Below are 15,510 nucleotides of genomic sequence, written 5' to 3' on the forward strand. Positions count from 1 at the left end.
CTCCCCGTCCCCTCCCCCACCGCCGGTGCCGACCCGTTGTACCTGGTGGGGATCGGCCCGGAGACACCCCACGTGCCCGACGTGAGCGGGCGAGCCGACGTGGAGGCGGCGCTCGCCGACGTCCCGGACGACGCGCCGCGCGTCGTCCTCACACACGACCCCACGACGTTCGACGAGCTGCCGGCCGGCACGGCACCGCTCACCCTGGCTGGGCACACGCACTGCGGCCAGATCGCCCTTCCCGGCACGCCCCGCTGGTCCTACCTTGCGCTCACCGAGGACGAGGCGATCGTCGCCGACGGCTGGGCGCCGGCGAAGTACGGCGCCGATGGCAACCGCATGTTCGTCACCTGTGGGATCGGCTTCAGCACGGTCCCCTTGCGCATCAACGCCCCGCCCCAGGTGGCGTTCTTCGAGCTCGTCCCCGGAGACGGTGGTCTCTGACACGCAGAAACCCACGACGGGGCAAGCAACGACTGCCACCACCCGTCGTCCCACTGCGCCGAACTCGACTCCGGGTCAGCGCACCGGCGCCCCAGGCACGATCGTGCCCCGATCGGCAAAGAGCGCGACGTCTCTCTCACGGAACTACCGGCCCGGGGCCTCGAGACGCCGGCGTCAGCTCAATCGTCCCGCAGAAACCCGGAGGTGAGCCCCATGACGTTGAGCATCTGATCGAAGTCGGGGTTGACTCCCCGGATGACCGCCTGACGGCCGGCTTGGGAGGAGCGCCGCGCCCATCGCGCCAGGGCCGGAAGCGCCGTCGAGTCGAGGTACGTCAGATCCCGGACGTCGATCGCCACGATCGGGACCTCCTCGAGGCGCTGTTGCAACTGGAGCCGCCTGACGTCTGTGGCATTCACGGTGCCGACGAGATGCAGCACCCAGCCGCACTCCTCCTCGTCCACGGACGCGGAAGCGGGCGCCACGGCACTGGAGCCTGGCCGCCCCTCGCCCATCCGCTCGACGTGGTCCGGCAGCTTGTCCAGCTCGGAGTCGACGGTCTCCCGAACCATCCGCTCCGTAGCCTTCCGCCGGACGGTGCGCCGCAGCCAGCCGCTGCGCTTGGGCTCATGGGTGACCGTGACGGTGACCTGGGTGGAGCCCCCCGCTACGTCGGACAATTCGACACGGGTCTGCCAGGTCTCGGTCGCAAGCTCCAGTCGCGTCCCGATGGATCGCTCGGCGGTCCACTCCACGACCTCACCGTCCACCGCATTCGCCGGCACCGGAGAGCCGTCCAGGCGGCCCCGCACGCACACGAACGTGGTGCCCTCGCCGATGGCCCCGGCCTCCTCCTCGTCCCCGGTCTCGGTACAGACGTAGGAGACGTCGCACACCGGGCAGTAGGGAGGCAGGGCGGCCAGTGCTGCCCACACGATGGGTCGAGCGAACGGCAGCTCGCGGGTGCCTGAAGCGGTCGTCATCCCGTTCCTTCAGCTCGGAGGAGAGACCATGTGACACCCAGGCTACTAGTGGGACTAGTAGGGAAGGCGCACCGCACCGGCCATCGCAGACAAGCCCGTCGGCCGACCGTACAGCCACGTTCACCTGGCAGACCGCTGGGCCTCACCCGGCCTTCCTAGCGTCGGGCACACCGTCGGCAACGGCGGGACAGTCCGAACCACCCACCGGGAGAGTCATGCATCAGACCCACACGACCGGAGCCCGGCGCTGGCCGCTGGCCATCGCCGTCGGCGCCCTTTCGGCGACCGTCGCATTCACCGCCACAGGGGTGACCAGCGCCGCTGCCGGCGGCGATCGCGGAGACGGCGCCCGGGACCAGGGCAAGGCGAAGAACGCCATCCTCTTCATCGGCGACGGCATGGGGACAGCGCACCGCAACGCCGGGGCGCTCGCCGGCGTCGGCCTCGACGGCGAGCTGGCCATGGACAGCCTGCCCTACGCCGCCCTGGTCCAGACCGATTCCACCGAGTTCATCACCGACTCCGCCGCTTCGGCCACCGCCTACGCCACCGGGGTGCAGACCTACAACGGCGCGATCGGCAAGGACGCGGGGGGCAACGACGTCGAGACCCTCATCGAGCAGGCCGAGGCTGCGGGACTGTCCACCGGCCTGGTGACGACCGGTGAGATCACCGACGCCTCGACCGCCGCCTTCGGCGCCCACGTCGCCGACCGCGGGCAACAGACCGAGATCGCCCGCCAGTACATCGAGGAGACCGGGGTCGACGTGCTGCTCGGCGGCGGCGAGGACTTCTGGTACCCCGCCGGTGACGAGGGCGCGGTCGAGGGCGGCGAGAGTCGGAGCGACCAGGGCAACCTGGTCGAGCGGGCGCAGGGGCTCGGCTATGAGTACGTCAGCGACGGCGAGGGTCTGGCCGCCGCCGAGGGCGACCAGCTGCTGGGCCTCTTCGCCAACCGGACGATGTTCGTCTCCGAGCCCGAGCCGGTCGGCACGAACGAGAGGAGTGTTTCGCTGGAGCAGATGACCCAGAAGGCCGTCGACATCCTGTCGCAGAACAAGAAGGGCTTCCTCCTCATCGTGGAGGAAGAGGCGGTCGATGAGCAGGCCCACGCCAACAACGCCGCGATGACGATCGAGGCGGTCCAGCTCATGGACCAGGCCGTGGCGGTCGCCAAGAAGTTCGCCGAGCAGCGCAACGACACCCTCCTGATCACCACGGCCGACCACGAGACCGGCGGCATGGCGATCGAGGACACCGGGACCCGCGATGAGAGCGGCACTCCGCCGTCCACCGAGGACGGACCCTTCGACGTCGCGGACTCCCCGTTCCAGATCGTGGTCGACTGGACCACGACCGGCCACACGAACGCCGACGTCCCCCTCACCGCGATGGGCCCGGGCTCGGAGCGGCTCACGGGCTACTTCGAGAACACCTTCGTGCACCAGGTCATCCAGGAGTCGCTGTTGCGAGGCGAGGCAGGCGGCGGGCGCCAGAAGCCCGCTGGGAACGCCGGCCGGGGCGACCGAGAGTGATGGGCGGGCCGCGACGGGCGGCCGTTGAACTGCAGAACCGTTCGGCCCAGTGACCCCGAGCGGGTCGCTGGGCCGGACGTGGTGGCTAGCCCCCATCAGGCTGTCCCCTGCCACCGATGTCCAGGGCGGATGCGGTCGCGGGGCAGGACCGGACCTGATCGGCGACCATCGTGAGAAGTCCCGTGCGGGTAGCCGACCACCGACCCGTGATCGTCGGACAAAGGTGTTGCTCCGCGGACTGGCACGTGTCGACGGAACCGGCACCCGCGGGCTGCTCCCCGGGCTGCAGGTGTGCTTACGCCCCGCCTACTGAGCTCCGCATCGGCGAACTCACCCGGGCCTGGCCGTTGCTCAGTCCGGACTCTGGGGGGTTGCCTCGCGCGAGGGCGCGAGGGCGCGAGGGCGCGAGGGCGCGAGGGCGCGGGTGTGCGGCTGGCGGCGAAGCCGATGGTGGCGGCCAGCAACAGCAGCACGCCGCCGAGGTAGTAGACGGCGCGGATGCCCACGGTGTCGGCGAGCAGCCCGCCGACGCCGAGACGGGCCAGGCGCCCGCTCTGCCACAGCAGGTCCATCAGGGCGAAGATCCGCCCGCGCGTGCAGTCGGTGACGTGCGACTGCAGCAGGCTGTTGAAGGTGACAGCGCCGGTGGAGGTTCCGACGCCGTACACGGCCAGGGCGGCGGCGGCGACCGGCAGTGAGCGGACCGAGGCGAGCACCAGGTCGACCAGGCCGCGCAGCACATAGGGGCCGAACACGTACAGCGGGCGGCGCGGGTCGGGAATCAGCCGCAGCAGCAGAGTGGGGCCCAGGGCGGCGCCCACGCCGATCGCGCCGAGCAGGAGACCGTAGGCGTTCGCCGGGGCCCGCAGGTGCTCGGCGGCCAGCACCACCAGCAGCGCGCTGGTCGCCCCGGCCGACAGCGCGGCCAGCAGCTGGCCGATGGCCAGCGCGCGCAGCAGCCGGTCCCGGCCGACCATCGCCACACCCTCGCGGGCCTCGGCCAGCAGCCGGCGGCGGCCGACCTCACGCGGAGGCGCGACCAGCCGCAGTCCGCGTAGCGCCAGCGCCGAGACGACGAAGCTCGCGGCGTTGAGGCCGAACGCCCACCCCGGGCCGACGAGGGCGACCAGGCCTCCGGCCAGCGGCGCAAGGACGATCTGTGACAGCACCGCCGCCGTCCAGACGGCGCTGTTGGCCGCGACGATCTCCCGGTCGGCCACAACCGAGGGCAGCACGCTGTTGGCGGCCGGGTTGAAGAACGCCGCGCCGACCGACAGGCAGAACGCGACGGCGTAAATGACCAGCGGGTCGTCGTGCCAGACCACCAGAACGCCGGCCAGGGCGGCGCGCAGTACGTCGGCGGCGACCATGAGCTGGACGCGGGGCAGCCGATCGACGGCGACGCCGGCGATCGGGGCGATGAGCAGCACCGGGACGATCTCGGCGACCACGAGGCCGGCCACGCCCAGCCCCGAGCCGGTCAGCCGGTAGATCAGGATGGCCAGCGCGACGAAGCTGAAGATGTCGCCCCACTGGCTGACCGTCCGCGCCGTCCAGAGCCGCCGGAAGTCCGGCTGGGCCAGCACGGCGCGCATCCCCGGCCGCCGCTGATCCTCCGCCACGCCCCTCCTGTCCTTCGTCACCGGGGTTCCACTGCCCGACCGTCCGCGGCTAAGCCTCGCTCAGCCCTCGCCGGGTTGGCCGTCCTCGTGGACGTCCGGGCCTCCCCGTGCTGCCGTCCAGGCACTCCGGCACTGGCACCTGAGCGAACGCAAGCGACCCGCAGTGCCCAAGCACGATGTCTCCGCTCATGCGCAGCAGCTGGTCGGCTTGTCGGTGCGGAACAGTCCGGCGGCGATACGCAGCGCCTCGCTCATCGTGAGGTACGGCGCCCACGTGTCGGCCAGGTCGTCGACGGTCAGCCCGAACTTGATCGCGTAAGTGGCGGCCAGCATGACGTCGCCAGCGCCGTCGAGGGCGGCGTGCACGCCCAGCACCTGCCCGGTGTCGGCGTCGATGACCAGCTTGAGGGCGCCGCGGGTGTCCCGGTTGGCCAGCGCCCGCGGGATGTCCTGCGCGCCGAGCACCCGGCAGTCGCAAACGTGACCGCGCGCCAGCGCCTGCTCCTCGGTGAGGCCGGCGCCGCCCAGCTGCGGCGTCGTGAACGTCACCCCGGGCAATCCGCGGTAGTCCACTGTTGTCGGCGCACCGAGCGCTCCTGCGGCGGCGGCGTGCCCGGTTTGCGCGGCGACGTAGACGTACTGCGGCGCGCCGGACACGTCGCCGGCAGCGAAGATCCGCGGATTCGTGGTGCGCTGATGGGTGTCGACCACGATGAAGCCCCGCTCATCGGTCTTCACCCCGGCCGCCTCCAGACCCAGGTCCCCGGTGTCGGCGTACCGGCCGGTGGCCACCAGAAGTCGCTGCCCTGTCGCCGCCCGGCCGCCGCTTGTCGTGACCACGACGCCGTCGGCGCTGCCGGCCACGGCCACCCCGCGCTCCTCGACCACGGTGATGCCGTCGTCGGCGAACACCTCACGCAACACCGCAGCGATCTCGGGCTCCGTGTGCGGCGCGAACCGGCCCACGACGGTGACCTGCACGCCCAGGTGCGCGAAGAGCTGCGCCTGCTCCAGCCCGACGTAGCCGCCGCCCAGCACGACCAGCGACTCCGGCAACTCGGTCAGCTCCATCGCCGTGGTGGAGGTCAGGTAGTCGACGCCGGCCAGGCCGGGCAGGTCGGGGATGTGCGGGGCCGCGCCGGTGGCCACCACGTACGCAGGCGCCACCAGTGGCTGCCCGTCGACCTCGAGGGTCTGCTCGTCGACGAACCGGGCGTTCCCGTACCGGACGGGGAAACCGTGCGCCTCGGCGACGTCGGCGTACTTGACGTGCCGCAGCCGGTCGATGAGCTCCTGCTTCTGCTCGGTCAGTGCGGCCATGTCCACGTCGCCGGCGCCGGTCGGTACGGCCGGGAACGGGTTGGCCTGTGCACGGTGCCGCCGGCCGGCGGCGGCGAGCAGGTTCTTGCTCGGTACGCAGCCGATGTTCAGACAGGTCCCGCCCAGCGGTCCATGCTCGACCAGCACGGCGGACCTGCCTCGTGAGCGCGCCTCGATGCCGGCGGCCATCGCCGCCCCGCCGGTTCCGATGACGACCAGATCGACTGCGTCCATGGTGCCGCTCCTCCGCTTGGCTCGATGACCTGGTAGCCGACGCTAGGGCTTCCACTGCGCTGGAAGGTCAAGTCGTAGGCTGCGCCGGTGCGAATCGGCCAGCTCGCCGCCCGAACCGGGCTGACGACCAAGACGATCCGGTTCTACGAATCCGCCGGCGTACTTCCCGCACCGGCTCGGCGTCCCTCCGGCTACCGGGACTATGACGAGGACGCCGTCGACCGGTTGGCATTCGTCAAAGCGGCCCAAGCCGCCGGGCTCAGCTTGGCCGAGATCCGCGAGATCATCACGGTCCGGGCGAGCAGCGGAGCTCCGTGCCAGCACGTCCTTGCCCTGCTGGACAGCCACGCCGCCGACCTCGACCGGCGCATCGCCGAACTGACCGCGTTACGAGCGGACGTCGAACGGCTCCGCTCCCGGGCGGGCACCCTGGACCCGGCCACGTGCAGCCCCGCCGCCGTCTGCCAGGTGATACCCGCCGACGTCGTTGCGCAGCCCGTGCCCACCACCTGACGCCGGGTCAGGGCTCCCGACGCGCGAGCCCTGCTCTGCAGGGCCGCAGGTGAGACGACAGGATGGTGAGTCATCCATTTCATGCCTAGCGCCCTGCCCCTGCGTCGTGACGGGGCACTGTCCCGCCCGAGGCTGATCCTCCCAGTGAGGTGAAGGCCTCACTCCAGGGTGAGCCGGTACAGCTGCGGAGCTGGCGTTGCCGGCGAACTTGGCAGTGAGCGGGCGACAACGTCCCGACGGCTGCGGTGCAGAACACCCTGACGGGCCACGCTGGCGCGTGGCGCCGGCTGCGCCGGCATCAAGGTCCGCCTACGGCGGGCTGTCTTGTTCATCCCCCGACCCGTCCGGCAGCTCAGCATAGGGGCCTCCCGCGCCGTCTCCTCCCGACCGGACCAAGATCCTTCCGTCCTTCGGACGCTTCGCTGCGGAAGCATCTTGGTCCGGTCGTCCCCCGCCGTCGCTCCCGGCCCCTGAGCAGAGCTCTTTGCCGGACGGGCCGGGGGAATGGGTGGCCAGACACCCCTTCCGTAGTCCCTCCGTACCGGCGTCGGCTCCGGTTCACAGGAGGGGTTCAGATGACCAGCACCACCAGCAGAGCAAGAAAGCAGCAGGACAGCCGGGCACAGCGCAACCCGGCCGACCGGCAGGCGGCCGAGACCGCCCGCGCCGCGCGGATATCCGCGTTACACGAACAGATCGGTGCGCAGGTCGAGCGGCTCACTGCCGATCCGCAGTGGCGCGCCATGCTCGACGCCGCCGCCCGCTTCCACCGCTACAGCCTGGGGAACCAGCTGCTGATCGCGGTGCAGGGCGCCGAACGGGGATTCACCCCTACCCGGGTGGCCGGGTTCGGCACCTGGAAGTCCCTCGGCCGCTCCGTGGTCAAAGGACAGCGCGGCCTGGCGATCCTGGCGCCCTGCACCTACCGGGCCGGCAGCGACCACGACGAGCAGGCCGCGGAGGGGGCCGGCGAGACCGCCGCAGGGCCTAACTGCGGCGAGCCCGCCGACCGCCGCGACGGGCACTGCGCGGATTTCGGGTCGTGCACGTCTTCGACGTATCCCAGACCGATGGCCAGCCGCTGCCCGAGGTCAGGCCGCAGCTCCTGACCGGCGACGGCCCGGATGCGTTGTGGGAGTCGCTCGCGGCTCAGGTCGCCGCGCACGGCTACACCCTGGCCCGTGTCGACTGCGGGACGGCCAACGGGATGACCGACCCGGCCACCCGCACCGTGCGGGTCCGCCCGGACGTCGACCGGGCGCAGGCGCTCAAGACCCTGGCCCACGAACTGGCCCACATCGAGTGCGGACACACCGCCGACGGATTCGACTACACCGGCTGCCGAGGCCGGGCGGAGGCCGAGGCGGAGTCGGTGGCCTACATCGTCACGGCCTGGGCCGGGCTGGACTCCGGCGCCTACACCGTGCCCTACGTCGCCGCGTGGTCCGGTGGAGACACCGCCGTGCTGCGGGCGGCCGCCGCAACGGTCACCGCCGCTGCCGGGCGCATCCTTGCCCACCTCGACGGCGACGGCGAGGACGACCCGGAACCGACCAGCCCGGCCGGCCAGGACGCCTCCGGCGCCCTCCTGGTCGCGGCGTGAACGGGGGCGCGGCCATGCTCGCCGTTCTCCCCCCGAGCCAGGCGGCCGTCCTCGATCCGGGGTTGTCCCCGGACTGGACTGCCACCGAGCTGCGGATAAGCGCAGCCGTCACCGAGGCCGCTCTGACCGAGGCCCTGCAGAGACCCGCCGACCACCGGTGCCCGCTGGTTCTCGACTGCCCCGACCGCGACACCGCCGCCGTCCTGATCGGCGTGCTCGCGCGGCTGGCCGCCGCCAGCGGCGTCGCCGTCGGCGTGGCCGTCCACCCCATGCCGGACGGCTGCCAGCTACGGGCCGTCCTGCCGACGCTGTCCGGTCGCCGCTGGTGGCGCTTCTGGACCATCCGCACCTCCGGCGGCACGTCGTGAGCACGCAGCGCATCCCCCACCCCATCGACACCAACACCGATACCGGGCAAGGAGCACATGCCATGACCATCGACAGCACCCCCACCACCGACGGCACGGCGGCCGCCGACGCCGGTGCCGAGCTGAGCGTGCAGCAAATCGACCCGCGCACTCTGCTGGTCGACGCCAACGTGCGCCGCGACGCCCGCGTCGACGCCGACCTCATCGCCAGCGTCCGAGACCTCGGCGTGCTGGTCCCGATCATCGCCGTGCGCACCTCCGAGGGACCGCTGCGGGTCCGCTTCGGGCACCGCCGCACCCTGGCCGCCATCGAGGCCGGACGGCCCACCGTGCCCGTCGTCGTGGTCGCCGACGAAGCCGAGGACGACGCCGCGCAGGTCGAGCGACTGGTCACCCAGTGGGCCGAGAACGAGCACCGGGCCGGGCTGACCACCGCGGAAAGGGTCGGCGTGATCGCCCAACTCTCCGCGTTCGGCGTCAGCCCCACCCAGATCAGCAAGCGAACCCGCGCCAAGCGGAACGAGATCACCGCCGCCCTCGCGGTCGCCGGGTCGAACCTGGCCCAGGCCGCGACCGTGCGCTACGACTTCCTCGACCTGACGCAGGCCGCCACCGTCGCCGAGTTCGAGGACGATCCCGAAGCGGTCAAGGCCCTGGTCGCCTCAGCCAAGACCGGCCAGTTCGACCACACCGCCCAGCGGCTGCGCGACGCCCGCGCGGAGGCCGCCGAGCGGGAGCAAGTGGCCGCCGAGCTGCGGGCGGCCGGGGTGACCGTGATCGACCGCCCGCCCTACGGCGACACCCCCGTCCGGGAGTTGCACCGGCTCACCGACCCCGACGGCGCCGAGCTGACCGAGACCGGTCACGCGACGTGTCCCGGACACGCCGCCTACCTCACCCAGATGTCCGGATGGGTCCCGCCCGGCACCAAACCTCCCGCCGACGACGCCGACCTTCCCGGCGACCTCGACGACAAACCTTCCGACGACGCCGACGACGACGAGGGAACGGAGCCGGTGTGGCGTACCTGGACCGGCGTCCGGTACGTGTGCACCGACCCGGCCACGCACGGCCACCTCGACCGCTGGCGCGGGTACGACTCGGGCACCGACCGCAAGAAGGCCAGCGAGATGGACGAGGCCGAGCGGGAGGCCGCCCGAGCGCAGCGCCGCGACGTCATCGAGTCCAACAAGGCGTGGGCCAGCGCCGAGACCGTCCGCCGCGACTGGCTGCGCGGCCTGCTCACCCGCAAGACCGCGCCCAAGGGGAGCAACTCCTTCCTCGCCGCCGCTCTGGCCCACGACGCGGAGATCGTCGCCGGCATCGACGGCAACCACCTGGCCGCCGATCTGCTCGGCTGCACCGAGCGCACCGGATACGGCCGCTCCGCCGCACTCGGCGCACTCATCGAGCAGGCCAGCGACGCCCGTGCCCTCGTCCTGACGTTGGCGCAGGTGCTGGCCGGCTACGAGAACCGCACCGACCGCTCCGACTGGCGCAACGTGCGCGGGCACACCACCCGCTACCTGCAGTTCCTGCAGACCTGCGGCTACACCCTGGCCCCGGTCGAGCAACGCGCTTGCGGGCAGCAAGTGACCCCGGACGCGCCGTCCGAAGGAGAGAACATGGACGGCGAACTCGACGCGGCTGACCGGCCCTGATACCCGGCTGGCCGCCTCGTCCCCGTACGAGGCGGCCAGCCGCACCAGCTCGCACCTCGCCAGCGCCCACCGCCCGCCGACCCCGGCAAGATCACCCCTGCTTCCACTGACCCACTCCGAGAACTCCCACGTCCTGCCAGAAGCCCATCCCACGACGCCCCGGCCCCGGCACCCGCCGACCCGACCGACCGACGACGACGACGACCAGCCACCGGAGACCCGCCCGACCTACCAAGATCACGAGCCGACACACCTCATGCACTGCCGGCCGCGAAAGTTGCAGATTGCATCTAGTGCGGACTCGCGCCACAGCAGTTGAGGCGCTGACATCCTCAGTATCGACGTAGCTCGGCGGGCCGGTGTTCGGGCCCAAGTCGGTCGCGTATCGGCCGACCTAGCCACCTTCTGTCAGGCGACTTTCCTGCCAGCCTGCTGCACGCCCTCATCCGTCGGATGGCTCCCGATCCATCCCCGGCAAAGGGGCAGCAACGCGACCGGCCCGGCGGCCGAGGCGGTCGCCACCTGGGTGTCCGACACGTTCTCCGCGCCGGACGCCCCGGCCGCGGCCGGGCGTGCCACCCCGGCGGAGCCGCCGGCGCGGCCCTGGTCGGCGCTGACCGCCCGCTCGGACGACGACTCCCCGGCGATCGTGGAGACCGGGGGCGGTTCGGTCTCCTGGGCCCGGCTGTCCCGCCGGGTCGCGGACATCGCCGCCGGCCTGGCCGCGTCCGGGGTCCGTCCGGGGAACCGGGTGGCGCTGCTGCTGGAGCCCTCGGCCGACCTGACGGCCGCGGTCTACGCCACGTGGCGCGCAGGCGCCGTCATCGTCGTCGCCGACAAGGGCCTCGGCCTGCGGGGGATGCGGCGGGCACTGCGCGGCGCCGCACCGGACCACGTCCTCGGCAGCGCCGCGGGCCTGGCCGCCGCGCGGGCGATGGGTCTGCCGGGGACGCGCATCCTGGCCGGCCGGGCCACGGCCCCGGTCCGCCGTGCCCTCGCGGTGGAGCACGACCTGGCGTCGCTGGAGGCGCTGGGCCGGTCGTCGCCCGCGCCGCCGGAGTGCCCGCCGGATGCCGACTGCGCCGTCGTCTTCACCTCCGGGGCCACCGGCCCGGCCAAGGGCGTGGTCTACACCCAGCGCCAGGTCGGCGCCCAGCTGGAGCTCGTCCGGGCTGCCTACCGGCTCGCACCGGACGACTCGCTGGTGGCCGCGTTCGCCCCCTTCTCCATCCTCGGCCCCGGCCTCGGGATCGCCTCGTCGGTGCCCGACGTCGACGTCACGGCGCCGGGCACGCTCACCGCGGGCAAGCTGGCGGACGCGGCGGCCGCGGTCGACGCCACCGTGGTGTTCGCCGCCCCGGCCGCCCTGCGCCGGGTGGCCGCGACCGCCGGCGAGCTGACCGGCGAGCAGCGGACCGCGCTGCGCCGGATCCGGCTGCTCATGTCGGCCGGGGCGCCCGTGCCGCCGCCGCTGCTCCGCGCCCTGCGCGAGACCTTCCCGGCGGCGGAGCCGCACACGCCCTACGGCATGACCGAGGCGCTCCCGGTCACCGACGTCTCCTTCGACGAGGTCGAGGCCGCGGGCCCCGGGAACGGCGTCTGCGTCGGCCGCCCGGTGCCCGGGGTGGAGGTCCGGATCAGCCCGCTCTCCCCGCTCGGCGCCGCGGACGGGGCCCTCACCGGCTCCCCCGGCGTGACCGGCGAGATCTGCGTCCGCGCCCCGCACGTGAAGGACCGCTACGACGCGCTGTGGGCCACCGAGCGGGCCGCCGGCCGTGACCCGGGATGGCACCGCACCGGGGACGTCGGGCACCTCGACGGCGACGGACGGCTGTGGGTCGAGGGCCGGTTGGCGCACGTGGTCACCGCCGCGGACGGCCCGGTGACGCCCGTGGGACCGGAACAGCGGATCGAGGGCCTGGCCGCCGTCTCCGCCGCCGCGGTCATCGGCGTCGGCCCGGTGGGTGTCCAGGTCGCCGTGGCCGTCGTCGTGCCTTCCACCGCCGCCGGGAAGCGGCGCCCTCCCGTGCCGGCCCGGCGGGGACGGCTGACCGTGGCACCTCCCGGGCTCGCGGACGAGGTGCGCCGCTCGGCCGGGGTCGACGTCGCCGCCGTCCTCGTGACCGACGCCCTCCCCGTGGACATCAGGCACCAGTCGAAGGTGGACCGGGCGGCGCTCGCCCGGCGCGCGAGCCGGCTGCTCTCCGGGACGCCGGTCCGGTGGGCCGCCCGCCGCGGCACGGCGTGAGGGTCCTGGTCACCGGCGCCAGCGGGCTGCTCGGCCGGGTCACCGCCCAGCGCCTCCTGGCCCGCGGCGACGAGGTGACGGTGCTGCAGCGCCGCCGTGCCGGCCTGCCCTGCGCCGAGGTGCTCGGGGACGTCGCCGACCCGGCCGCGGTGGCGCGGGCGACCGCCGGGCAGGACGCCGTGGTCCACCTCGCCGCGAAGGTCGACGTCACCGGCCGGTGGGAGGAGTACGCGCGGGCCAACATCGAGGGGACCCGGAACGTCCTCGCCGCCTGCACCGCGGGCGGCGTCGAGCGGCTCGTGCACGTGTCCTCCCCCTCCGTCGCGCACGCCGGGGACCCGCTGTCCGGGGCGGCGGCCGGCGTCGCCGACCCGGCGCGGGCGCGGGGGTCCTACTCGCGGTCCAAGGCCGTGGCCGAGCTGGAGGCGCTGGCTGCGGACTCGGCGGGGCTCGCGGTGCTCGTCGTGCGCCCCCACCTGGTGTGGGGCCCCGGCGACGAGCAGCTGGTGGCGCGGATCGTCGCCCGGGCGAGGGCCCGCCGGCTCCCGGTCATCGGCACGGGCGCCGCGCTCATCGACACCACGTACATCGACAACGCCGCTGCCGCCCTCGTGGCCGCTGTCGACGCCTGCGGGCCCGTCCACGGGGAGGCGCTGGTCGTCTCCAACGGCGAGCCCCGGACGGTCGACGAGATCCTCCGCCGGCTGTGCGCTGCCGCGGGTGCTCCCGGGCCACGGGGACGGGTGCCGACGCATGCGGCGTGGCTGGCCGGCGCCGCCGTGGACGGCGTCTGGGCGGCGAGCGGCCGCAGGTCGACCCCTCCCCTGACCCGCTTCCTCACCGAGCAGCTGACCACCGCGCACTGGTTCGACCAGCGGCGGACCCGCACGGCACTCGGCTGGCGGCCGGAGGTCGGCCTCGACGAGGGCTTCGCGCGGCTGGCCGCCTGGTACGGCGGAGGTCCCCGGTCGCCGGCCGGGGACCTCCGCCGTCGCGGGGCGCCCTGACGTCAGGCGGCCGTCGCGCGGGCGGCCTCGTCGATCAGCCGGGCGACGACGTCGGGCCGGGAGACCGTGACGGCGTGCGAGGCGTCCACCTCGACGACGGACGACGAGGCGCGCTCGGCCATGAAGCGCTGCGCCTCGGCCGGGACGGCCAGGTCCTGGAGCGTGAGGAGGGTCCAGGACGGGATGGTCTTCCAGGCCGCCTTCGTCGCCTTGCCCGCCAGCGCGTCGGCGATGATCGGCCGCTGCGTGACGGCCATGAGCTCGGCGACGTCCGCCGGCACGTCGGCGGCGAAGATCGCGTGGAACTTCTCCTGCTCGATGTACAGGTCCTCCGCGGTCTCCCCCTCGGGCCCCCGCACGGCCACCGGGCGCAGCGCCGCGCCGAGCTCGTTGCCCGGGTACCTCCCGGCCAGCTCGCCGGTGCTCTCGCCCTCGTCGAGCAGGAAGCTGGCGACGAACACCAGCGCCGTCACCCGCGGGTGCCCCTCGGCGGCCTCGCTCATCACGCTGCCCCCGTAGGAGTGGCCGGCCACCACGACCGGGCCGTCGATGCTGTCCAGGACGTCGCGCAGCAGCGCGGCGTCGCCGTGCAGCGAGCGGAGGGGGTTGGCGACCCCGATCACGGGATAGCCGTCCCGCCGGAGCCGGGCCACCACGCCGTTCCAGCTCGACGAGTCGGCGAAGGCCCCGTGGACGAGCACCACCGTGGGCGTGGCGGTGGGGGTCTCGAGCGTGCTGCTGGTCATCGATCTCTCCCTCTCGGTCGGCGGACGACGCCTCGTCGCCCGTGCGGTCGCACCACCTCGTGCGCTCCCCCGCCAACGCCTCCGGTATGCGATATATTGCATGTCGCCAGCCGTGCCGGGAGGGCACCGCCGCGCACTTTCCCGTTCCGCCCGGACACCCGCAGGAGGACCACCCCGTGCCGATCCCCTCGACCGGCCCCGGCGTCGACCGCGGCCTGCTGCGCGACGACGTCCACCGCCGCCTGCGCGACGCCATCGTCGACGGCACGTTCGCCCCCGGCGAGCAGCTGCGGGACCTGGAGCTCGCGACGTGGCTGGGCGTCAGCCGGACCCCGGTCCGCGAGGCGCTCCTCCGGCTCGCGCACTCCGGCCTCGTCCACACCCAGCCCGGGCGCTCGACGGTCGTGACCACCCTCGACGCCCGCGGTGTCCGCGATGCCCGGGACGTCGTCGCCGCGATGCACGAGCTCGCGGTCCGCGAGGCAGTCCCCGCGCTGGTGGAGGCGGACCTCACCGCCATGCGGGAGGCCAACCGCCGGTTCGCCGCGGCCGTCGACGCCGGGGACGTCGAGCAGGCGCTGCTGGCGGACGACGAGCTGCACGGCGTCCCCGTGCGCATCGCGGGCAACCGCGCGCTGGAGACGGTGCTCGAGCAGTTCACGCCGACGGTGCGCCGCGCGGAGCGGCTGCGGTTCGGCTCCCTCCGCGGCCGGGCCTCCCCCACCCGGCACGAGGAGCTCATCCGGCTGTGCGCCGCCGGCGACGTCGACGGCGCAGCCGCCGTCGCCTACGACACCTGGCACAGCCTGCCGAGCGACGAGGGCTGACCGCCGGGGGCGCGTCGTCGTCACGGCGCGATGACGAGCTCCGCGATGCGGTCGCCGTCCATCACGAACCGGTACCGGAGGTCGGCGACGCCCCCGGGGAAGTCGCCTTCCAGGTGGTTGACCGCGACCCAGCGGCCGTCGCCGGCCCGTTCGGCCCCGACGAGCTCGGTGGTGTAGCTGAACGCGGCGCCGGCGTGGGAGAGGAAGCCGCGGATCTCCTCGGTCCCCCGGTAGGTCGTCCCCTCGTCGACGACGACGGCGCCGGGCGCGAAGGCCCGCAGCGCAGTGTCCGCGTCGCGGGCCGCGTGCGCGGCGAGGTAGCTCCGGATCGGGGCCGGGAGCTGGTCGGGTCGGATGCTGGCCTGGGTGCTCATGGCCCGACCCTGCGGCTTCCCGGCG

General features: G+C 73.6%; 14 protein-coding genes and 1 pseudogene. 10 read left to right on the forward strand and 5 right to left on the reverse strand.

Translation table 11 applies throughout. The annotated features are described in order from the left end of the window. Positions 1-444: pseudogene (locus tag E9565_RS11240) on the forward strand (hypothetical protein); the annotation flags it as partial. A gap of 179 nt (positions 445-623) precedes the next feature. On the opposite strand, the gene E9565_RS11245 reads toward E9565_RS11240, so the two are convergent. Next, a complete protein-coding gene (locus E9565_RS11245) occupies positions 624-1,427 on the reverse strand; it encodes an STAS domain-containing protein (protein ID WP_236825251.1) in 804 nt (267 codons plus the stop codon). A 308-nt stretch (positions 1,428-1,735) separates the two neighbouring features. On the opposite strand from E9565_RS11245, the gene E9565_RS11250 reads away from it, so the two are divergent. After that, positions 1,736-2,962 carry an alkaline phosphatase gene (locus E9565_RS11250; protein WP_236835106.1) on the forward strand — a complete coding sequence of 409 codons (1,227 nt, stop codon included), beginning with the start codon at positions 1,736-1,738 and terminating at the stop codon, positions 2,960-2,962. Between the two features lie 95 nt (positions 2,963-3,057). Here the strand turns inward: E9565_RS11250 and E9565_RS11255 are convergent, their stop codons facing one another. After that, a complete protein-coding gene (locus tag E9565_RS11255; protein WP_236825253.1) occupies positions 3,058-4,584 on the reverse strand; it encodes an MFS transporter in 1,527 nt (508 codons plus the stop codon). Positions 4,585-4,770: 186 nt separating this feature from the next. Further along, positions 4,771-6,138 (reverse strand): mercury(II) reductase, encoded by a 1,368-nt coding sequence (gene merA, locus E9565_RS11260; RefSeq protein WP_236825254.1) that lies wholly within the window; start codon positions 6,136-6,138, stop codon positions 4,771-4,773. A gap of 87 nt (positions 6,139-6,225) precedes the next feature. On the opposite strand from merA, the gene E9565_RS11265 reads away from it, so the two are divergent. From E9565_RS11265 to E9565_RS11295, 7 genes are all read left to right on the forward strand, one after another. Continuing rightward, positions 6,226-6,651, forward strand: a complete 426-nt coding sequence (locus tag E9565_RS11265; RefSeq protein ID WP_236825255.1) for a heavy metal-responsive transcriptional regulator — start codon at positions 6,226-6,228, stop codon at positions 6,649-6,651. A 575-nt stretch (positions 6,652-7,226) separates the two neighbouring features. Further along, positions 7,227-7,760 (forward strand): ArdC family protein, encoded by a 534-nt coding sequence (locus tag E9565_RS11270; protein WP_236825256.1) that lies wholly within the window; start codon positions 7,227-7,229, stop codon positions 7,758-7,760. After that, positions 7,694-8,254, forward strand: a complete 561-nt coding sequence (locus E9565_RS11275) for an ImmA/IrrE family metallo-endopeptidase (protein ID WP_236825257.1) — start codon at positions 7,694-7,696, stop codon at positions 8,252-8,254. Before E9565_RS11270 ends, E9565_RS11275 begins: the two co-directional genes overlap by 67 nt. Further along, positions 8,251-8,622: a hypothetical protein gene (locus E9565_RS11280; protein WP_236835108.1), complete on the forward strand. Its 372-nt coding sequence runs from the start codon at positions 8,251-8,253 to the stop codon at positions 8,620-8,622. The genes E9565_RS11275 and E9565_RS11280 overlap by 4 nt, the downstream gene beginning before the upstream one ends. 62 nt (positions 8,623-8,684) lie before the next feature. Further along, positions 8,685-10,283, forward strand: a complete 1,599-nt coding sequence (locus tag E9565_RS11285; protein WP_236825259.1) for a ParB N-terminal domain-containing protein — start codon at positions 8,685-8,687, stop codon at positions 10,281-10,283. Positions 10,284-10,809: 526 nt separating this feature from the next. Next, positions 10,810-12,531 carry an AMP-binding protein gene (locus E9565_RS11290; protein WP_236835111.1) on the forward strand — a complete coding sequence of 574 codons (1,722 nt, stop codon included), beginning with the start codon at positions 10,810-10,812 and terminating at the stop codon, positions 12,529-12,531. Next, positions 12,528-13,538: an NAD(P)-dependent oxidoreductase gene (locus E9565_RS11295; RefSeq protein ID WP_236835113.1), complete on the forward strand. Its 1,011-nt coding sequence runs from the start codon at positions 12,528-12,530 to the stop codon at positions 13,536-13,538. The genes E9565_RS11290 and E9565_RS11295 overlap by 4 nt, the downstream gene beginning before the upstream one ends. 2 nt (positions 13,539-13,540) lie before the next feature. Here the strand turns inward: E9565_RS11295 and E9565_RS11300 are convergent, their stop codons facing one another. Next, positions 13,541-14,284, reverse strand: coding sequence for an alpha/beta fold hydrolase (locus E9565_RS11300; RefSeq protein WP_236835115.1), 744 nt, complete (start codon positions 14,282-14,284; stop codon positions 13,541-13,543). Positions 14,285-14,460: 176 nt separating this feature from the next. Between E9565_RS11300 and E9565_RS11305 the strand changes: the two genes are divergently transcribed. Then, positions 14,461-15,111, forward strand: a complete 651-nt coding sequence (locus E9565_RS11305; protein WP_236835117.1) for a GntR family transcriptional regulator — start codon at positions 14,461-14,463, stop codon at positions 15,109-15,111. A 20-nt stretch (positions 15,112-15,131) separates the two neighbouring features. On the opposite strand, the gene E9565_RS11310 is transcribed toward E9565_RS11305, so the two are convergent. Next, positions 15,132-15,485, reverse strand: coding sequence for a nuclear transport factor 2 family protein (locus tag E9565_RS11310; RefSeq protein WP_236825345.1), 354 nt, complete (start codon positions 15,483-15,485; stop codon positions 15,132-15,134). Between the last annotated feature and the right edge of the window lie 25 nt (positions 15,486-15,510).

Origin of the sequence: Blastococcus sp. KM273129 (genome assembly GCF_021698995.1) — a bacterium.
Taxonomy (GTDB): Bacteria; Actinomycetota; Actinomycetes; order Mycobacteriales; family Geodermatophilaceae; genus Blastococcus.